This is a genomic window from Burkholderia pyrrocinia (genome assembly GCF_001028665.1).
Classification (GTDB): domain Bacteria; phylum Pseudomonadota; class Gammaproteobacteria; order Burkholderiales; family Burkholderiaceae; genus Burkholderia; species Burkholderia pyrrocinia.
The window spans coordinates 1,640,357-1,658,179 of record NZ_CP011503.1 but is presented as its reverse complement, the minus strand read 5'-3'; the positions used below and the strand labels follow the sequence as shown (position 1 = coordinate 1,658,179).

At 67.8% G+C, this 17,823-nt stretch carries 17 protein-coding genes; 2 read left to right on the top strand and 15 right to left on the bottom strand.

The annotated features are described in order from the left end of the window. Positions 1-5: 5 nt before the first annotated feature. The 11 genes from ABD05_RS07650 to ABD05_RS07600 form a co-directional block, all read right to left on the bottom strand. The gene (locus ABD05_RS07650; protein WP_047899605.1) at positions 6-1,091 is read right to left on the bottom strand and encodes a sn-glycerol-3-phosphate import ATP-binding protein UgpC; all 1,086 of its coding nucleotides are present in this window, start codon (positions 1,089-1,091) and stop codon (positions 6-8) included. A 32-nt stretch (positions 1,092-1,123) separates the two neighbouring features. Beyond that, positions 1,124-1,969: a sn-glycerol-3-phosphate ABC transporter permease UgpE gene (gene ugpE / locus ABD05_RS07645; protein WP_047899604.1), complete on the bottom strand. Its 846-nt coding sequence runs from the start codon at positions 1,967-1,969 to the stop codon at positions 1,124-1,126. Further along, on the bottom strand, positions 1,966-2,850 hold the full coding sequence (gene ugpA, locus ABD05_RS07640; protein WP_047899603.1) for a sn-glycerol-3-phosphate ABC transporter permease UgpA: 885 nt from the start codon (positions 2,848-2,850) through the stop codon (positions 1,966-1,968). The genes ugpE and ugpA overlap by 4 nt, the downstream gene beginning before the upstream one ends. A gap of 94 nt (positions 2,851-2,944) precedes the next feature. Beyond that, complete coding sequence (ugpB, locus tag ABD05_RS07635) at positions 2,945-4,279, bottom strand: sn-glycerol-3-phosphate ABC transporter substrate-binding protein UgpB (protein ID WP_047899602.1); 1,335 nt, start codon at positions 4,277-4,279, stop codon at positions 2,945-2,947. Between the two features lie 90 nt (positions 4,280-4,369). After that, positions 4,370-5,578 (bottom strand): deoxyguanosinetriphosphate triphosphohydrolase, encoded by a 1,209-nt coding sequence (locus tag ABD05_RS07630; protein ID WP_047899601.1) that lies wholly within the window; start codon positions 5,576-5,578, stop codon positions 4,370-4,372. 41 nt (positions 5,579-5,619) lie between these two features. Continuing rightward, a complete protein-coding gene (gene aroB / locus ABD05_RS07625; protein WP_047899600.1) occupies positions 5,620-6,699 on the bottom strand; it encodes a 3-dehydroquinate synthase in 1,080 nt (359 codons plus the stop codon). Beyond that, entirely contained in the window at positions 6,696-7,250 is a 555-nt protein-coding gene (aroK, locus tag ABD05_RS07620) for a shikimate kinase AroK (protein ID WP_027788566.1), read from the bottom strand. Before aroK ends, aroB begins: the two co-directional genes overlap by 4 nt. Positions 7,251-7,290: 40 nt before the next feature. Beyond that, entirely contained in the window at positions 7,291-8,925 is a 1,635-nt protein-coding gene (locus ABD05_RS07615) for a type IV pilus secretin PilQ (RefSeq protein WP_047899599.1), read from the bottom strand. Continuing rightward, a complete protein-coding gene (locus ABD05_RS07610; protein WP_047899598.1) occupies positions 8,922-9,788 on the bottom strand; it encodes a hypothetical protein in 867 nt (288 codons plus the stop codon). Before ABD05_RS07610 ends, ABD05_RS07615 begins: the two co-directional genes overlap by 4 nt. Further along, positions 9,785-10,417 (bottom strand): fimbrial protein, encoded by a 633-nt coding sequence (locus ABD05_RS07605; protein ID WP_148669065.1) that lies wholly within the window; start codon positions 10,415-10,417, stop codon positions 9,785-9,787. Before ABD05_RS07605 ends, ABD05_RS07610 begins: the two co-directional genes overlap by 4 nt. 11 nt (positions 10,418-10,428) lie before the next feature. After that, entirely contained in the window at positions 10,429-11,352 is a 924-nt protein-coding gene (locus ABD05_RS07600) for a type IV pilus biogenesis protein PilM (protein WP_047899596.1), read from the bottom strand. Positions 11,353-11,578: 226 nt separating this feature from the next. Here ABD05_RS07600 and ABD05_RS07595 point away from each other — a divergent pair, with 226 nt between their 5' ends. After that, a complete protein-coding gene (locus tag ABD05_RS07595; RefSeq protein WP_148669064.1) occupies positions 11,579-13,966 on the top strand; it encodes a penicillin-binding protein 1A in 2,388 nt (795 codons plus the stop codon). An 81-nt stretch (positions 13,967-14,047) separates the two neighbouring features. Here ABD05_RS07595 and cyaY read toward each other — a convergent pair whose 3' ends face one another. Next, positions 14,048-14,374, bottom strand: coding sequence for an iron donor protein CyaY (gene cyaY, locus ABD05_RS07590; protein ID WP_047899594.1), 327 nt, complete (start codon positions 14,372-14,374; stop codon positions 14,048-14,050). A gap of 36 nt (positions 14,375-14,410) precedes the next feature. On the opposite strand from cyaY, the gene lptM reads away from it, so the two are divergent. Beyond that, positions 14,411-14,689 (top strand): LPS translocon maturation chaperone LptM, encoded by a 279-nt coding sequence (gene lptM, locus ABD05_RS07585; RefSeq protein ID WP_047899593.1) that lies wholly within the window; start codon positions 14,411-14,413, stop codon positions 14,687-14,689. A gap of 81 nt (positions 14,690-14,770) precedes the next feature. On the opposite strand, the gene msrQ is transcribed toward lptM, so the two are convergent. The 3 genes from msrQ to ccsB form a co-directional block, all read right to left on the bottom strand. After that, the gene (gene msrQ / locus ABD05_RS07580; protein ID WP_047899592.1) at positions 14,771-15,457 is read right to left on the bottom strand and encodes a protein-methionine-sulfoxide reductase heme-binding subunit MsrQ; all 687 of its coding nucleotides are present in this window, start codon (positions 15,455-15,457) and stop codon (positions 14,771-14,773) included. 20 nt (positions 15,458-15,477) lie between these two features. Then, a complete protein-coding gene (msrP, locus tag ABD05_RS07575; RefSeq protein WP_047901117.1) occupies positions 15,478-16,473 on the bottom strand; it encodes a protein-methionine-sulfoxide reductase catalytic subunit MsrP in 996 nt (331 codons plus the stop codon). Positions 16,474-16,632: 159 nt separating this feature from the next. Continuing rightward, positions 16,633-17,823, bottom strand: a complete 1,191-nt coding sequence (gene ccsB / locus ABD05_RS07570) for a c-type cytochrome biogenesis protein CcsB (protein ID WP_047899591.1) — start codon at positions 17,821-17,823, stop codon at positions 16,633-16,635.

The following is a 17,823-nucleotide window of genomic DNA, read 5'->3' as shown; positions in this document are numbered from 1 at the left end:
CCGGTTCAGCCGGCACGCTTGCCGGTCTCGGGGTCGAAGAAATGCAGCCGGTGCGCGGGCAGCGCGGCCGCCAGCGCCGTGCCGCGCGCGGGACGGTCCGCGTGCGGCAGGCGCACTGCGACATCGTGATTGCCCCAGCGGCCGTGCGCGAGATTGTCTGCGCCGAGCAGCTCGCACGAGTCGACGGGCAGCGTCGCCTGCGCGACGCCCGGCTGCGGCGTCATGTGCTCGGGACGCACGCCGAGCACCCAGTCGCGCCCGGTGGCGATCTCTGCGCCGATACCGGGCGCGCCGGCGACCGGCAGCGCGGGGCCGCCGCCCGCGACGGTGAAAGTCGCGCCGTCGTCCGACAGCCGGCCGTGCATCAGGTTCATCGCGGGCGAGCCGATGAAGCCCGCGACGAACACCGTCGCCGGCTTCTCGTACACGTCGACCGGCGCGCCGATCTGCTCCGCGTAGCCGCGATTCATCACGATCACGCGCTGCGCGAGCGTCATCGCCTCGATCTGGTCGTGCGTCACGTAGACGCTCGTCGTCGCGAGCCGCGCATGCAGCCGCTGGATCTCGAGCCGCATCTGCACGCGCAGCTTCGCGTCGAGGTTCGACAACGGTTCGTCGAACAGGAACACCGACGGCTCGCGCACGATCGCGCGCCCCATCGCGACGCGCTGCCGCTGGCCGCCCGACAGTTCGCGCGGCCGCCGCGCGAGCAGCAGCTCGAGCTCGAGGATTTTCGCGGCCGCAGCCACTCGCGAGTCGATCGTCGCACGCTCGATCCCGCGGATCTTCAACCCGTAGCCCATGTTCTGCGCGACCGTCATGTGCGGGTACAGCGCATAGTTCTGGAACACCATCGCGATGTCGCGATCCTTCGGCTCCAGCGTGTTGACGACGCGCTCGCCGATCGCGATCTCGCCGTCCGTCACGCTCTCGAGCCCCGCGATCATCCGCAGCAACGTCGACTTGCCGCAGCCCGACGGGCCGACCAGCACGATGAATTCGCCGTCCGCGATCTCCACGTCGATACCATGCAGCACGTGCTGCTTGCCGTCATAGGATTTCCTGACGCCCTTCAAGCTCAGCGCAGCCATACTTGGTCTTTCTCCCGGTTGCCGTCAGTCATTTATTTCTCGGAATCGACGAGGCCGCGCACGAACCAGCGCTGCATCGCCAGCACGACGACGAGCGGCGGAATCATCGCCATCAACGTCGCCGCCATCACGTATTGCCATTCGGTCGCGGCGTCGCCGCTCGCGATCATCGTCTTGATGCCCACCACCGCCGTCGACAACGACGCCTCCGTCGTGATCAGGATCGGCCACAGATACTGGTTCCAGCCGTAGATGAACGTGATCACGAACAGCGACGCGATGCTCGTCTTCGACAGCGGCAGCACGACGTCCCAGAAGAAGCGCAGCGCCCCCGCACCGTCGATGCGCGCGGCGTCCATCAGCTCGTCGGGCAGCGTCATGAAGAACTGGCGGAACAGGAACGTCGCGGTCGCCGACGCGATCAGCGGCAGCGTGAGCCCCGCATACGTGTTCGTCAGGTGCAGCGTCGACACGACCTGCACGGTCGGGAAGATCCGCACCTCGACCGGCAGCATCAGCGTGACGAAGATCAGCCAGAACGCCGTGTTGCGGAACGGGAAGCGGAAGTAGACGATCGCGTACGCGGACAGGATCGACATCGCGATCTTGCCGACCGCGATGCCGAGCGCCATCACGAAGCTGTTCACGAGCAGGCGGCCGAACGGCGCCGTCGTGCCGCCGCTGCCGTGCCCCCAGATGTACGCGATGTTCTCGAACAGGTGCGTGCTCGGCACGAGCGACAGCGGCACCGTGAACACTTCCTGCGCGTTCATCGTCGCCGCGCAGAACGCGACGTAGACGGGGAACACGATCAGCACGACGCCCGCGATCAGCACCGCGTGGCAGAACAGGTCGAAGCCCTTGCGATTTTCGATCATGCGTATTGCACCCTGCGTTCGACGAAGCGGAACTGGATCACCGTGAGCCCGACGACAATGATCATCAGCACGACCGACTGCGCGCCCGAGCTGCCGATATCGAGCCCCTGGAAGCCCTCCGCGAAGATCTTGTAGATCAGCGTCTTCGTGCTCTGCGCCGGGCCGCCCCCGGTGGCCGCATCGATCACCGGGAACGTGTCGAAGAACGCGTAGACGAGGTTCACGACCAGCAGGAAGAAGCTCGTCGGCGACAGCAGCGGCAGCACGATGTTGAAGAAGCGCCGTACCGGCCCTGCGCCGTCGATCGCCGCCGCCTCGATCAGCGAGCGCGGGATCGCCTGCAGGCCCGCGTAGAAGAACAGGAAGTTGTAGCTCACCTGCTTCCACACCGACGCGAGCACGACGAGAAACATCGCCTGCCCGCCATTCAGCGCGTGGTTCCACACGATGCCGCCCTTCGCGAGCGCATACGTGATCAGGCCGATGCTCGGGTTGAACAGGAACGCCCACAGCACGGCCGCGATCGTCGGTGCGACCGCGTACGGCCAGATCAGCAGCGTGCGGTACGCGCGCGCGCCGCGGGTCACGCGGTCGGCGCACGCGGCGAGCAGCAGCGACACGACGAGCCCGCTCACCGTGACGAGCGAGCTGAACACGAGCGTCGTGCGGAACGAATCGAGATACAGCGGATCGGCGAACAGGTGCGTGAAGTTCGCGAAGCCGACGAATTCGCTCGACGTGCCGAACGCGTCCTGCATCTGCGTCGACTGCCACAGCGCGACGCCGGCCGGCCACAGGAAGAACACGGCGGTGATCGCGAGCTGCGGCGCGATCAGCAGGTACGGCACCAGGCTCGTACCGAAGCGGGAACGGGATTGCATCGCGGATATCCGGTCAGGCGAAACGGAAAGGAAACCGCGCCGCCGGACCGCGCGCGCATGCGCGGCGCGGCCGGCGGCACGAAGCGATGCGTGCTCAGCCGCCCGACTTCTCGAAGCGGCGCAGCAACTCGTCGCCGCGCGAGGCCGCCGAGTCGAGCGCGTCCTTCGGCGACTTCTTCTGCGCCCACACCTGTTCGAACTCTTCGTCGACGATCGTGCGGATCTGCGGCATGTTGCCGAGGCGCAGCCCCTTCGTGTAAGGCAGCGGCGGCTTGTTCAGCATCTGCTTGATCGCGGTTTCGGCGCTCGGGTTCTTCGCGTAGAAGCCCTGCTCGCGCGTGAGGTCGTACGCGGCGGTCGTCACCGGCAGGTAGCCCGTGTCCTGGTGCCACTTCGCGGCGACGGGCGGCGATGCCAGGTACGCGAGGAATTTCGCGACGCCCTTGTAGGTCGCCGGATCCTTGCCGGCCAGCACCCACAGGCTCGCGCCGCCGATGATCGCGTTCTGCGGCGCGCCCTTCACGTTCGCGTCGTACGGCATCATGCCCGTGCCGTAGCTGAACTTCGCGAACTTCTGCACGTTCGCGAGCGCGCCCGACGACGTCGTCATGATCCCGCAGTCGCCGCTGTAGAACTTCGCCGACGCTTCATCCTTGCGGCCCGCGTACGTGAACGTGCCGTCCTTCGCCATCTGCTGCAGGAACGAGACGTGCGCGATCTGCTGCGGCTTGTTGAAATCGAGCACGGCGTCGGCGCCGTCGAAGCCGTTATTGCGACTCGCGAACGGCAGCCCGTGCCATGCGCTGTAGTTTTCGAGCTGGATCCAGCCCTGCCAGCCGGTCGTGAAGCCGCACGCCATCCCCGACTTGCGCAGCTTCTCGGCATCGGCCTTCACGTCGGCCCACGTCTTCGGCGGCTGGTTCGGGTCGAGCCCGGCCTTCTTGAACGCGTCCTTGTTGTAGTACAGCACCGGCGTCGAGCTGTTGAACGGCATCGACACGAGATGGCCCGTCTTCGCGTCGCTGTAGTAGCTCGAGATGGTCGGCACGAACGCCTTTTCGTCGAGCGGCACGCCGGCCTGCTTGAACACGTCGTAGACCGGCACGACGGCCTTCTTCGCCTGCATCATCGTGGCCGTGCCGACTTCATAGACCTGGAGGATCGCCGGCGCGTTGCCGCTACGATAGGCGGCGATGCCGGCCGCGAGCGCCTGGTCGTAAGTGCCCTTGAAGACCGGCACGATCTTGTAGTCGCTCTGCGACGCGTTGAACTGCTCGGCAATCGCGTTGACCCGCTCGCCGAGCGCGGCCTCCATCGCATGCCAGAACTGGATCTCCGTCGCAGCCAACGCCGCGTGCTGCACACCGAACATCAGCGCGCCGCCCAGCGCGATCGAACGAACCATGGTCCCCGCAGGCTTCTTCTTCATCGACCTCTCTCCTATGAAAACGTTACCAACAGCGTATGCAACATTCCCGTCGCCATTGAACCGGCGAAGTCTAGTGATCGTTTGTGACAGTCAGTTGTCGTTGATGACGAACAGGCGCTGATATTCCTTCAGCGCGAAGCGGTCGGTCATTCCGGCGATGTAGTGCGCGACGAGACGCGGCTGCTGCGCTGCGTCGTCCGACTGGTACGGCGGCGGCAGCAGGCGCGGATCGTCGATGAACGCGTCGAACAGCCCCGTGACGACGCGCTGCGCCTTGCTCGCCATGCGCATCACCTTGTAGTGGCGATACAGGTTCTTGAAGAGGAAACGCTTGAGGGCGGCCGCCTGCGCGGCGACCGTCGCGCTGTGCGACACGAGCGGCGGCGCGGCACGCACGTCGTCGAGCGACGCGGGCGCGACGCGCGCGAGATTGCGCGTCGTCTCGTCGATCAGGTCGACGATCAGCGTGTTGATGATGCGGCGCACCGTCTCGTGCACGAGGCGGCGGCCTTCGAGGTGCGGGAATTCGGCGAGCGCCGCCTCGTAGTGGCGCTGCCACAGCTCGACTTCCGCGAGCTGCTCGATCGTGATCAGACCGGAACGCAGGCCGTCGTCGACGTCGTGGTTGTTGTAGGCAATTTCGTCCGCGATGTTCGCGAGCTGCGCTTCGAGCGACGGCTGGCGGCCCTGCAGGAAGCGCTCGCCGAGCGCGCCGAGCTTGCGCGCATTCTCGCGCGAGCAATGCTTCAGAATGCCTTCGCGCGTCTCGAAGCACAGGTTCAGCCCGTTGAACGCGCCGTAGTGCTCCTCCAGCTCGTCAACGACCGCGAGGCTCTGCAGGTTGTGCTCGAAGCCGCCGTGGTCACGCATGCACGCATTCAGCGCGTCCTGGCCGGCATGGCCGAACGGCGTATGGCCGAGATCGTGCGCGAGCGAGATCGCCTCGACGAGATCCTCGTTCAGGCGCAGGTTGCGCGCGACCGAGCGCGCGATCTGCGCGACTTCGAGGCTGTGCGTGAGGCGCGTGCGGAACAGGTCGCCTTCGTGATTGACGAAGACCTGCGTCTTGTATTCGAGCCGGCGAAACGCGGTCGAATGGACGATGCGATCGCGGTCGCGCTGGAATTCGGTGCGCGCCGCCGGCGGCGTTTCCGGATGGCGGCGGCCGCGCGACTGCAACGCGTGCGCGGCATACGGAGCAAGATGGGCTTCCAGCGCCGCCAGCGTCGGCGGCTCGGCCAACGGCGCAACGGATGCGCGGCCGGCTTCGGGCAGTGTGCTGCTGGATGTCTCGCTCACGTCTCCTCCATGTCAGGGGCGCCGGGGCATCCGGACCGCCGTTACCGGGTCGTCTGCGCCAGTGTAGCGAACACGGCTTCGTCCGGCGCCTGCGTGATCAGCGTATCGCCGAATCGCTTCAGCAGGATGAACTTGATCGCGCCGGCTTCAGCCTTCTTGTCGACGCGCATCAAATCCATGTAGCGCGCGTCGCCGAGCGCGGGCCCGCGGGTCGGCAGATGCGCGGCCGCGATCACCGCGTCGAGGCGCTGCCGCGACGCTTCGTCGAGCAGGCCGAGCCGCACCGACAGGTCGCCCGCCATCACCATCCCGCAGCCGACCGCCTCGCCGTGCAGCCACTCGCCGTAGCCGAGCCCGGCCTCGATTGCATGACCGAACGTGTGACCGAAGTTCAGGATCGCGCGCAGGCCGCCTTCGCGTTCGTCGGCCGCGACCACGCTCGCCTTGATCTCGCACGAGCGCTTCACGGCGTGCGCGAGCGCTGCCGGCTCGCGACGGTTCAGTGCGTCGACGTTCGCCTCGATCCAGTCGAAGAATTCCGCATCGGCGATCGCGCCGGTCTTGATGACCTCGGCGACGCCGGCCGCCAGTTCGCGCTCGGGCAGCGTCGTCAGCGCGCCGATGTCTGCAATCACGGCCTGCGGCTGGTAGAACGCGCCGATCATGTTCTTGCCGAGCGGGTGGTTGATGCCCGTCTTGCCGCCGACCGACGAATCGACCTGCGACAGCAGCGTCGTCGGCACCTGGATGAACGGCACGCCGCGCATGTAGCACGCGGCGGCAAAGCCCGTCATGTCGCCGACCACGCCGCCGCCGAGCGCGACGAGCGTCGTCTTGCGGTCCGCGCGCTCGGTCAGCAGGCCGTCGAAGATCAGGTTCAGCGTTTCCCAGTTCTTGTACGCCTCGCCGTCCGGCAGCACGACCGTCGACACATGCTTGCCGAGCGGCGCGAGCGCCGCGCGCAGCGTGTCGCCGTAAAGCGGATCGACCGTCGTGTTCGTGACGATCGTGACGGACGAACCCTTGATGTGAGGCGCGAACAGCTCGGCGCGGCCGATCAGGCCGGCGCCAATGTGAATCGGATAGGCGCGGTCGCCCAGATCGACGTTGACAGTAATCATGCTTGTAGCGGCTTGGCGATGACGCCCGCCAGTTCGAGTTGCATCAGCACCATGTTGACGAGGCCGTTGACCGACGGGCGGCCGGTCTCGATGACGAAATCCGCGCATTCGCGGTACAGCGGGTCGCGCACTTCGTAGAGCGCTTCGAGGCGCCCCTTCGGATCTTCGGTCTGCAGCAGCGGGCGGTTCTTGTCCTTGCGCGTGCGCAGCCACAGATCGTGCGGATTGGCACGCAGATAAACGACGATGCCATTGCTTTTCAGGCAATCGCGATTTTCCGGGCGCAGCACCGCGCCGCCGCCCGTCGCGAGCACGATGTTCTCGCGCTGCGTCAGATCGGCGATCACCTGCGTTTCGCGATCGCGAAACCCGGCCTCGCCCTCCAGCTCGAAGATCACCGGAATGCGCGCGCCCGTGCGGGCCTCGATTTCGTGGTCGGAGTCGAAGAACGTCCTGTCGAGACGACGCGCGACCGCACGGCCCACGGTGGTCTTACCCGCTCCCATAAGGCCGACGAAAAATACGTTTGCATGTGGGTCCCGCGCTTGCAACGGCTTCCTCTGCTTCAATCTTGCTGGTGTGTGGCGCAGCTTACTGGCAAAGCGGCTGCCTTGTCGAGCCTGCGCCGGCGGCTTCCGGCCCCGTTTTCACGGGATCCGCGTCGCCCGCGCCTCGCGCATCGCAACGCGCATCGACGACGGTCGGCGTGATGAAGACGACCAGTTCGTTACGCTGGTCGCGCTGCGCGCGGTGCCGGAAAAGCGCGCCCAGAAACGGTATTTTGCCCAAGAGCGGCACGCGCGTCACATCGTTCCGGCGCAGTTGCTCGTAGATCCCGCCGATCGCGACCGTCCCGCCATCCTCGACCTCGACGCGCGTCTGCACGTGCTTCGTATGGATCGCCGGCCCGGCCGCCGTCGGCTCGCCGACGCTGTCCTTCGTCACGTCCAGGTCGAGCACCACGCGCCCGTCGGGCGTGATCTGCGGCTCGACCTCGAGCTTGAGCGTCGCGCGGCGGAACTGCACGCCGCTCACGCCGTTGCCGACCTTCGCCTGGTACGGCAGCTCCGAACCCTGTTCGACGATGGCCTTGACGCGATCGGCGGTCACCACGCGCGGACGCGAAACGATCTGACCCCGCCCCTGCGCCTCGAGCGCGCTCAGTTCGACGTCGAGTACGCGGCTGAGCGGCGCGGCGAACAGCGTGAAGCCGGCGGTTGCTGCCTCGAAGCCGCCGAGCGGCCGCGCGGCAAGGTCGAGCGCGTTGCGCGCGTCCGTCGTGAACGTGGTGCCGTCGCCCGACGGCGGGCGCCCCTGTGCACGCAGCGCGACGCGTGCGCCGAGATTGCGCGAGAAACCCTGTTCGCCCTCGACGATGCGCGCCTCGATCCGGACCTGCCGTGACGGCCGGTCGATCGCGTCGATCAGGCCCGCGATCTGCGCGATGCGCGGTTCGAGATCGGTGACGAACAGCAGGTTCGTGCGCGGATCGGCCGCCGCGGCGCCGCGCTTCGACAGCAGGCGCTGGCCGGTCGCGCCGGCCAGCAGCCGTTGCACGTCCTGCGCGCGCGGGTAGTGCAGCGCGAACGTACGGCTCGCGAGCGGCTCCAGATCCGCGGCCCGCGCGTGCATCTCGAAGCGCTCGCGTTCGCGCGCGGCCTGCTCTGCCGCCGGCGTGACCCATATCACGTTGCCGCGCCGCGACATCACGAGCCCGTGCGTATCGAGCAACGTGTCGAATGCATCGCGCCAGCGGACATTGTTCAGACGTAACGTGACGGTGCCGCGCACCTGCTCGCCGACGACGATATTGAGTCCCGTGAACCGCGCGAACGCGTCGAACGCGGCCGCGAGACCGACGCCCTGCAGATTCAGCGAGATCCGCCGTGCGTCGTCGGCACCGCCCGGTTGCCGGGACGCGCCGTCGCTCATCCGGGCCGGCGGCGCCAACGGGATCGGCGGCCCCTCCAGCCGGGGAGCCGGAGCGGCGGTTTCCGCCTGACGCGCCGCGTGAACCGCCGGATCGAACGGCTGCGGGCCGACCTCCGCCGACACGGCGTCATCCACACCATCGGCCCGGCCTCCGGGCAACGGCAGACCCGGCACCTGCGCATCCATCGACGTTGCCGGCCAGACGGCCGGCAGCGGCGGCAACGACGCACTCGCGCTGGCCGCCGTCAATCCAGCCCAGACGATGACGAGTGCCCAACGCCCGTACTTGGTCATGGCCGACCTCCGTCGTCAAGGACAAGCCGGTGCGCCCCGTCCGCCGTCGCGAGCGTCACGGCCGCGGGCTCGACACGCACCACGCGTGCGGCGCCGAGCGCCTCGCCGGGCGCCATGGCGATGAACGTGCCATCGCCGCCGTCGAACAGCGCGAGACCAGCACGCGCGTCGCGAATCGTGCCGGCCAGGCGCGCCGCCTGTCCTTCCGCTACAGACGGGCCAGCCGCGCGGAACAGATCATCGGCGAGCGCCGCTGCCGGAACCGGCACCGTGCCGCCAGCGACCGGTGCAGCCGGCAACCCCGGAAACACGTCAACGGACAGTTCCACGCGCGCTGCCTGCGATCCCCGCTCGACGCGCAGCGCCGACGGCACCGCCAGTACCGGGTAGCCCGCCAGTCCGCCGACCATGTGCAACAACGCGCGAAAGTCGCCGTCAGCGACGATCCGCACCGTGCGCCGGCCGTTCGGCGCCGCACCGTCAGCGTGCTGCGGTTCGATCGATACGCCACGCAGCCCGCTCGACGCCGCGAGATCGGCCAGTTCCAGCTTCAGTGCGGCCCATTCGGGCGCAGGCAACACGCGGCCATCGTGCGCGGGTGCCGGACGTGCGTCGCGCCGTTGCCCCGCGGCTGCAAGCACGCGCTGCGCGTCGGCCTCACGCACCTGTGCCGCTGCCAGCAACGTGCGACTGTGCGCAAGCCCGCTCCAGTCGGCGGCATTCGCCAGATGAATGCCGCCCGCCAGCACGGCCGCGAACGCCAGCACGCAGCCGGCGGCATGTACGGCCTCGGGCGACACGCGCCGCATGCCGCCCAGCCACGCTTCGCCACGCGGCGCAGGTCGATGCACGATCGCCGTCACGCGTCACCTCCCGACGCTTTCCGCGATGGCATCGCATCGTGCCAGCGCAGTTGGACCGAGAACCGAAACGGCGTCCCCGCCGAGGCGACCGGTGCCTCCGAAGCAGGCTTCAACGCGTCGATATCGATTCGCCAGTCGCGCTGCTCGCGTGCCATCCCGGCGAGCCATCGCGCGGCCGCCCGGTAGCTCGCGGCGTGCGCGTCGAGCACGGCGCCGGTCGGCGTCGTGCGCAGCATGTCGAGCCGGACCGTGTCGCCGCGCACCAGCGCCAGTGTCGCCAGCAGCGCGGCGACACGCCGGTAAGGCGCGGCAAGCTCGGCTACCCGCGCGCCGCGCTGAGTGGCGGCGGCGGCTGCACCGGCAGCGCGCGTCGCGGCGCTCACCTGCGGCTGCAACTGTCGCAGCCGCGCCTCCACGCTTGTGCGCTCGGCGTCCGCACGCCACCGCAACCACGTGGCAGCGCCCGTCCACAGGCCGACGCCGAGGACGCCGAGCAGGATTGCCGCCCCGCACTGCGCGGCCCGGCGGCGTCGCAACGCCTGCGCCAGCCGCTCGCGGTACGGCAGCAGGTTGAAGCCGTCGAGCCACGCACGATCGACCGGAGCAGGCCCGGACACGCTTGCCGGCATGCGACCGCCCATCATTCCCACACCCCGCGCAACGCCAGCCCGAGCGCGACGGCGAATGCCGGGCCGCCCGGCATGCCGGCGGGCGGGGACGGCTGCCCGTCCCAACCCGTGCAGTCGAACGGCACCGCAACCGCGCCGAGCACGTCGCCGATATCGGCGACGGACGTTCCGAAGCGGGCGATGCACCGCTCGTCCCCGGCCACGAGTACGCAACGCACGGCCCCGAGCGCGCGCTGGCGCAATGCATCGGAGAACGCCTCCGGCACCGCGCCTGACAGCGCGAGTACCTGCGCGGCCAATGCACCGTCGACACGCCACGCTCGCACGCCCGACTCGCTGAACCAGAGCGCGGCATAGGGACCGTGCGCGTCGAGCTCGAACTGCGCCGCATAACGCAACGCGCGCAGCGCGGCCGCCGACTCGCCGTCGACCACCGTCAGGTCGACACCGGCCTGGGCGGCTACGTCGATCCGCCGTTCGAGCAGCGCCAGCGGGGTCACCGCGACCTCGATCTCGCCAGACTGCGCGCCGCCCTCCTGCCGCCAGTCGAACGCGAGGCTGTCCGGCGCCAGCCCCGAAATACGCTCGGCCGCCTGCCGCGCCGCATCCTCGACGTCGTCACGCCCGGCGAGGTCGAGCGTCGCGGTGCGTATCTCGTCGTCGCTCAGCGCCATCACGCCGCACGCCTCGCACCGCACACCGGCCGCCGACAGCCGCGACACGGCCGCCGACAGCGAGCGCGCGACCGCCGCCCAGCGCGCGTCTTCCGGCCCGCCCGCCAACCCGACCGGCTCCCGCTCGAGCCCCTCGACGCGCACATCGGCAGCACGGGCGCGCCGGCTCAGCACGACCACCCTCACCTCGTCCGCCCCGACGTCGATTCCCGTCGCCCCGTGCCTGCCCTGCGCAAACCGCGCCATCCATCGTCCCGCCATCCCGGCCTCCCGCGATCGTCGCGGCCCACGCCGCGTTTCCGAGACCCGATTCTGCAAAGCGGCGCGTTCGGCCGACAGTCGGCCGAACGGCCAGCATCGGCTCGGAACGGCCGCGCGCGGGCTATGCTGAAGACACGGCAACCCGCGGCTTTCCGGCGGGCAGCCCCCGCGTCAGGACCGGTCTTACCGGGCAGCTATAATCGCGAGACTGTTTTCCGGTATGCCTATGCAATCCACGACTCCTACGTCCCCGCCTCCCGCCCCGGAGCCGAAAAAGCGGCCCTGGTGGCAAAAAGTCCTGCTCGGCTTCGCCGCGATGTGCGTGGCCCTCGTCGTGGCCGGCGGCCTCGTGCTCGGCTACGCGCTCGTCGTCGCCTGGCCGAACATGCCGTCGCTCGACGCGCTGACCGACTATCGCCCGAAGGTGCCGCTGCGCATCTATACGTCCGATCACGTGCTGATCGGCGAATTCGGCGAGGAGCGCCGCGACGTCGTCCATTTCAAGGACGTGCCCGACTCGCTGAAGAAGGCGATTCTCGCGATCGAGGACGCACGCTTCTACGATCACGGCGGCGTCGACCTCACCGGCATCGTCCGCGCCGGCTTCGTCGCGCTGACGAACGGCCATGCATCGCAGGGCGCGAGCACGATCACGATGCAGGTCGCGCGCAACTTCTTCCTGTCGAGCGAGAAGACCTACACGCGCAAGATCTACGAGATGCTGCTCGCGTACCGGATCGAGCGCGCGCTGACGAAGGATCAGATTCTCGAGGTCTACATGAATCAGATCTATCTCGGCCAGCGTGCATACGGCTTCGCGAGCGCCGCGCGGGTCTATTTCGGCAAGGACCTGAAGGACATCACGCTCGCGGAAGCGGCGATGCTTGCGGGGCTGCCGAAGGCGCCGTCCGCGTATAACCCGGTCGTGAATCCGAAGCGCGCGAAGGTGCGCCAGGAATACATCCTGCAGCGGATGCTCGAGCTGAACTTCATCACGCGCGGGCAGTACGACGAGGCCGTCGCGCAACCGCTCGTCGTCAAGGGCCCGGGCCGCGATTTCAGCGTGCACGCCGAGTACGTCGCGGAAATGGTCAGACAGATGATGTACGCGCAGTACCGCGAGGAAACCTACACGCGCGGCTTCAACGTCGTCACGACGATCGATTCCGCGGACCAGCAGGTCGCGTACACCGCGCTGCGCAAGGGCATCATGGATTACGAGCGCCGGCACGGGTATCGAGGGCCGGAAGGCTTCATCGAGCTGCCGGCCGGTGCGGATGACCGCGAACAGGCGATCGACGACGCGCTGCTCGAGCACCCCGACAACGGCGAGCTGATTGCCGCGGTCGTCACGGCCGCGAGCCCGCGCCAGATCACGATTGCATTCATCGACGGCGGCACTGCGACGGTCGAAGGCGACAACCTGCGGTTTGCGTCGGGCGCGCTGTCGACCAACGCACAGCCGAACCGCCGCATCCGCCCCGGTGCGATCGTCCGCGTCGTGAAGAACGACACCGGCAAATGGTCGATCACGCAGTTACCGCAGGTCGAAGGCGCGTTCCTGTCGATCATCCCGCAGGACGGCGCGATCCGCTCGCTCGTCGGCGGCTTCGACTACAACAAGAACAAGTTCAACCACGTCACGCAGGCGTGGCGGCAGCCGGGTTCGTCGTTCAAGCCGTTCATCTACTCGGCGTCGCTCGACAAGGGCCTCGGGCCGGCAACCGTGATCAACGACGGCCCGCTGTATTTCAGCGCCGCCGAAACGGGCGGCCAGCCGTGGGAGCCGAAGAACTACGGCGGCGGCTTCGAAGGCCCGATGTCGATGCGCACCGCGCTGCAGCGCTCGCGCAACCTCGTGTCGATCCGGATCCTGAACAACATCGGCACGAAGTACGCGCAGCAGTACATCACGCGCTTCGGCTTCGACGCCGAGCGCCATCCGGCCTACCTGCCGATGGCGCTCGGTGCGGGCCAGGTCACGCCGCTGCAGATGGCCGGCGCGTACTCGGTCTTCGCGAACGGCGGCTACCGCGTCAATCCGTACCTGATCGCTGAAGTCACCGATCCGAACGGCGCGATCGTCGCGCGCGCGCAGCCGCTCGTCGCCGAGCAGAACGCGCCGCGTGCGATCGACGCGCGCAACGCATACGTGATGAACAGCCTGCTGCAGAGCGTCGCGCAGCGCGGCACGGGCGCCCGGACCAACATCCTGAAGCGCACCGACCTCGCGGGCAAGACCGGCACGACGAACGATTCGCACGACGCGTGGTTCGCCGGCTACCAGCACACGCTCGCCGCGATCGCGTGGATCGGCTACGACAATCCGCGCAGCCTCGGCGATCGCGAAACCGGTGGCGGCCTGTCGCTGCCCGTCTGGATCGACTACATGGGCGCCGCGCTGAAGGGCGTGCCGGAGTTCAAGCCGACGGTGCCGGACGGCGTCGAGTCTCTCGGCAGCGAACTGTACTTCACCGAGTTCACGCCGGGTCACGGCTTCGTGTCGACGGTCGGCGTGCCGCAGGCACCGGCCGCGCAGAACGTCGACGAGGCGGTGCCCCATGTCGACGAGCAGGAAAAGCAGGACATCATGAACCTGTTCCGCGGCCACTGACACGCGGCCCCGGACATGAAAAAAGCGCCCCGCGGGGCGCTTTTCTTTTGGTTCGACGTTCGGGGCCCGGCGCCCCGGCCGTCACGCGCTGAACGTGATCGGCAGGCCGGCCTGCTGCGTCGCGTATTCGGTGAGTGCCGCGTAGAACTCGGTGCCGGTGCGCGTATCGCGCCATTCGCCGTCGACGAAACGGTAGTGGAATCCGCCCGCCTTCGCGGCGATCCACACTTCCTTCATCGGCGGCTGCAGGTTGACGATGATCTTCGAGCCGTTCTCGAACGTCAGCGTCAGGACGCTGCCGTTGCGCTCCAGATCGATGTCGTGGTCACCGTCGTTGGCGGTGTCGACGGTACGCTCGACGGCCGTCAGCACGGCCTCGGCACGGGTCAGGTATTCGGTATCGGACATGCTAAACTCTATCGGTTCAATTGTTCAGGGACGATCATGCGAGTCGTTTTCCGGATGAGCGCGATTGTAGCGGCTTTGGCGATTCTTGCCGGCTGCGGTCAAAGCGGCGCGCTCTATCTGCCCACCGTGCCTCCGCTGCCCAAGCCGATCCAGCAACAGGACACGCCGCCGTCGGACGTGAAGCCGACCGATGAAAACGCGTCATCCGACAGTGTGCCCGATTCGTCCGGCACGCCGCTCACGCTGTCGCCCGAGCTGTCGAGCGACGCATCGAAAATGCCCGCACCGGCGTCGGGCCCGGCCGTCGCGCAGTAACGACGCGCCGCCACCCGCGCGGCTCGCGAAACGAGGCGATGACTTCCCGGTCATCGCCTTTTGTCTTTTCAGGCCCGGCCATTACGCGCGCACGCGCCGCCATCCCCATGCGACCAGCCGCCAGCCGAGCAGCGCGGCGACGATCGCCGCGTAAAGCTTCGGCTGCGCGAGATTGTGCTTGCCGGCCCTCATCCACCAGAAGTGCAGCACGCCGAACAGCGCGATCGCGTAGATCGTGCTGTGCAGCGTCGCCCAGTGGCGGCCGAGCCGGCGCACCATCGCGCGCGGCGACGTCGCGGCGAGCGGGATCAGCAGCACGAACGCGGCAAAGCCGACCGTGATGAACGGGCGCTTGCCGACGTCCTTCAGGATCGCGACGACGTCGAACCACTTGTCGAACCACAGGTAGGTCGTGAAGTGCAGCGTCGCGTAAAAGAACGCGAACAGCCCGATCATCCGGCGAAAGCGCAGCAGCTGCGCGAAGCCCGTCATGCGCCGGAGCGGCGTGACGGCAAGCGTGATGCATAGCAGCACGAGCGTCCACAGGCCGGTCGAACGCGTGATGAATTCGATCGGGTTCGCGCCGAGCCGATCGGTCAGCCCGAACAGCACGAGACGCGCAAGCGGATAGAGGCCGGCCGCAAAAACCAGCACCTTGGCCGGCACGAGCCAGCGCGGCGCGCCGGTACGGACAGCACCGGTGCGGGTCGCGCGTGCGGTCGACCCGGCGCCGTCTGCGCGCGCGGGCGTGAGCGTCGAAGGAGGCATATCGTTTCTCACCGTCGCGCTCAGAAGTTCTTTTTCAGGTCCATGCCCTGGTACATCGACGCGACCAGATCGCCGTAGCCGTTGAACATCAGCGTCTTGCGCTTCGGCGTGAAGAAGCCGTCCTCGCCGATGCGCCGCTCGGTCGCCTGGCTCCAGCGCGGATGATCGACGTTCGGGTTCACGTTCGAATAAAAGCCGTATTCGTTCGATGCGTACGTGTTCCAGCTCGTCTTCGGCTGCTTGTCGACGAAGCGGATCTTCACGAGCGACTTCGCGCTCTTGAAGCCGTACTTCCACGGCACGACGATGCGCACCGGCGCGCCGTTCTGGTTCGGCAGCACCTGCCCGTAGACGCCCATCGCCAGCAGCGTCAGCGGATTCATCGCCTCGTCCATCCGCAACCCTTCCGAGTATGGCCAGTCGAGCACGGGCGTCGAGAGGCCCGGCATCTGCGACGGATCGGCCAGCGTGATGAACTGCACGTATTTTGCGTTGCCAGTCGGCTGCACGCGCTTGATCAGCTCGGACAGCGGCACGCCGATCCACGGGATCACCATCGACCACCCTTCGACGCAGCGCAGCCGGTACACGCGCTCCTCGAGCGGTGCGAGCTTCAGCAGTTCGTCGAGATCGAACACCTTCGGGTGCTGCACCTCACCCTCGACGCTCACGCGCCACGGGCGCGGCCGCAGCGTGCCGGCGTTCTGCGCCGGGTCGCTCTTGTCGGTGCCGAATTCGTAGAAGTTGTTGTAGGACGTGATGTCCTTGAACGGCGTCACCTTGTCGGCCGCGACGAACTTCGGGTTCGTTCTCGCCGCGAGCTTCGCCGCCCGCGCATCGGGCGACGCATATGCGGCAAATGCCGCGCCGCTGCCGCCGAGCAGCCCGCCCGCCGCCGCGAGGCCGGCCGCCTGCAAGACGCGCCGCCGGTTCTCGAACACCGCGCGCGGCGTGATCTCGCTGTGCGCGATATCACCGCCGGTCAGTACGTTCCGCAAAGGGCGTTTGATCCACATCGTGCTGGTCCTCCTGCATGCGCCGCGCGCACGCTTCATGAGCGTTCGACCCGACCCGCCATGCGCCGTTCGACGCCCGGATCGCCCGCCCGTTACAAAAGAAAACCGCCGGGCACGCAGTGCGCCGGCGGTCTTATAGTCGGACGAGCGGCCGAAATCTTACAGCTTGCCGTAGCTGTGCAGCCCGGACAGGAACATGTTGACGCCGAGGAACGCGAACGTCGTCACGAGCAGGCCCGTGAGTGCCCACCAGGCCGCAACCGCGCCGCGCAGGCCCTTCATCAGCCGCATGTGCAGCCACGCCGCGTAGTTCAGCCACACGATCAGCGCCCAGGTTTCCTTCGGATCCCAGCTCCAGTAGCCGCCCCATGCCTCGGCCGCCCACAGCGCGCCGAGGATCGTCGCGATCGTGAAGAACGCGAAACCGACCGCGATCGACTTGTACATCACGTCGTCGAGCACCTCCAGCGTCGGCAGGCGATCGGCGAGCACGCCGCGCTCCTTCATCAGGTACGCGAGCGACACCATCGCCGACAGCGCGAAGCTGCCGTAGCCGATGAAGTTCGCCGGCACGTGGATCTTCATCCACCAGCTCTGCAGCGCAGGCACGAGCGGCTGGATCTGCTGCGCATCGCGCGCGACCGAGTACCACATCAGGAAGCCGACCGCCGCGCTGATGACCAGCAGAACGAACGCGCCGAGCGAGCGCGTGCCGTAATGGCCCTCGTAATACAGATAGAGCAGCGCGGTGATCAGGCTGAACAGGACGAACACCTCGTAGAGGTTCGATACGGGGATATGCCCGACGTCGGCGCCGATCAGGTAGGACTCGTACCAGCGCACCATCAGCCCCGTGAAGCCCATCAGCACGGCGACCCACGTGAGCTTCTGGCCGATCGCGGCGCCGGTTTCCGAGCGCGCGAGCAAGCCGATCCAGTAGAAGACCGTCGCGAGCACGAACAGCGCGCTCATCCACAGGATCGCCGACTGGCTCGACAGGAAGTACTTGAGGAAGAACGCCGCATCGGCGCGCGCGAGATCGCCCTGGTAGATCTGGATCGACAGCAGCGACAGCACGGCGATCGACGCCATCATCAGCCGCGCCGGCTTCCAGCGCCAGCCGAGCGCGATGAGCGCCGGCACGGTGCCGATCATCACCGCCTTGTCGTAGTAATCCATGTGCGCGTTGTAGTGCACGAGCGCGTAGCCCGCGCCCACCACGAGCGCCAGTGCGAACAGCCAGTCGATCAGCGACAGGCGCGCGAGGAACGGACGATCGTCGAACAGCGGCGCCGAAACCGGGGCCTGGGCCGACGCCCGGGGGGAAGAGGAAACTTGCGTGAGATCCAT

What these genes read in the sequence shown, in the direction of transcription:
- ABD05_RS07595 (WP_148669064.1), top strand. Translation starts at nt 11,579, where the DNA reads ATGCAATCCACGACTCCTACGTCCCCGCCTCCCGCCCCGGAGCCGAAA.
- aroB (WP_047899600.1), bottom strand. Translation starts at nt 6,699, where the DNA reads ATGATTACTGTCAACGTCGATCTGGGCGACCGCGCCTATCCGATTCAC.
- cyaY (WP_047899594.1), bottom strand. Translation starts at nt 14,374, where the DNA reads ATGTCCGATACCGAATACCTGACCCGTGCCGAGGCCGTGCTGACGGCC.
- ccsB (WP_047899591.1), bottom strand. Translation starts at nt 17,823, where the DNA reads ATGGATCTCACGCAAGTTTCCTCTTCCCCCCGGGCGTCGGCCCAGGCC.
- ABD05_RS07605 (WP_148669065.1), bottom strand. Translation starts at nt 10,417, where the DNA reads ATGCCGGCAAGCGTGTCCGGGCCTGCTCCGGTCGATCGTGCGTGGCTC.
- ugpA (WP_047899603.1), bottom strand. Translation starts at nt 2,850, where the DNA reads ATGCAATCCCGTTCCCGCTTCGGTACGAGCCTGGTGCCGTACCTGCTG.
- msrQ (WP_047899592.1), bottom strand. Translation starts at nt 15,457, where the DNA reads ATGCCTCCTTCGACGCTCACGCCCGCGCGCGCAGACGGCGCCGGGTCG.
- ugpB (WP_047899602.1), bottom strand. Translation starts at nt 4,279, where the DNA reads ATGAAGAAGAAGCCTGCGGGGACCATGGTTCGTTCGATCGCGCTGGGC.
- ABD05_RS07615 (WP_047899599.1), bottom strand. Translation starts at nt 8,925, where the DNA reads ATGACCAAGTACGGGCGTTGGGCACTCGTCATCGTCTGGGCTGGATTG.
- msrP (WP_047901117.1), bottom strand. Translation starts at nt 16,473, where the DNA reads ATGTGGATCAAACGCCCTTTGCGGAACGTACTGACCGGCGGTGATATC.
- ABD05_RS07650 (WP_047899605.1), bottom strand. Translation starts at nt 1,091, where the DNA reads ATGGCTGCGCTGAGCTTGAAGGGCGTCAGGAAATCCTATGACGGCAAG.
- lptM (WP_047899593.1), top strand. Translation starts at nt 14,411, where the DNA reads ATGCGAGTCGTTTTCCGGATGAGCGCGATTGTAGCGGCTTTGGCGATT.
- ABD05_RS07600 (WP_047899596.1), bottom strand. Translation starts at nt 11,352, where the DNA reads ATGGCGGGACGATGGATGGCGCGGTTTGCGCAGGGCAGGCACGGGGCG.
- ugpE (WP_047899604.1), bottom strand. Translation starts at nt 1,969, where the DNA reads ATGATCGAAAATCGCAAGGGCTTCGACCTGTTCTGCCACGCGGTGCTG.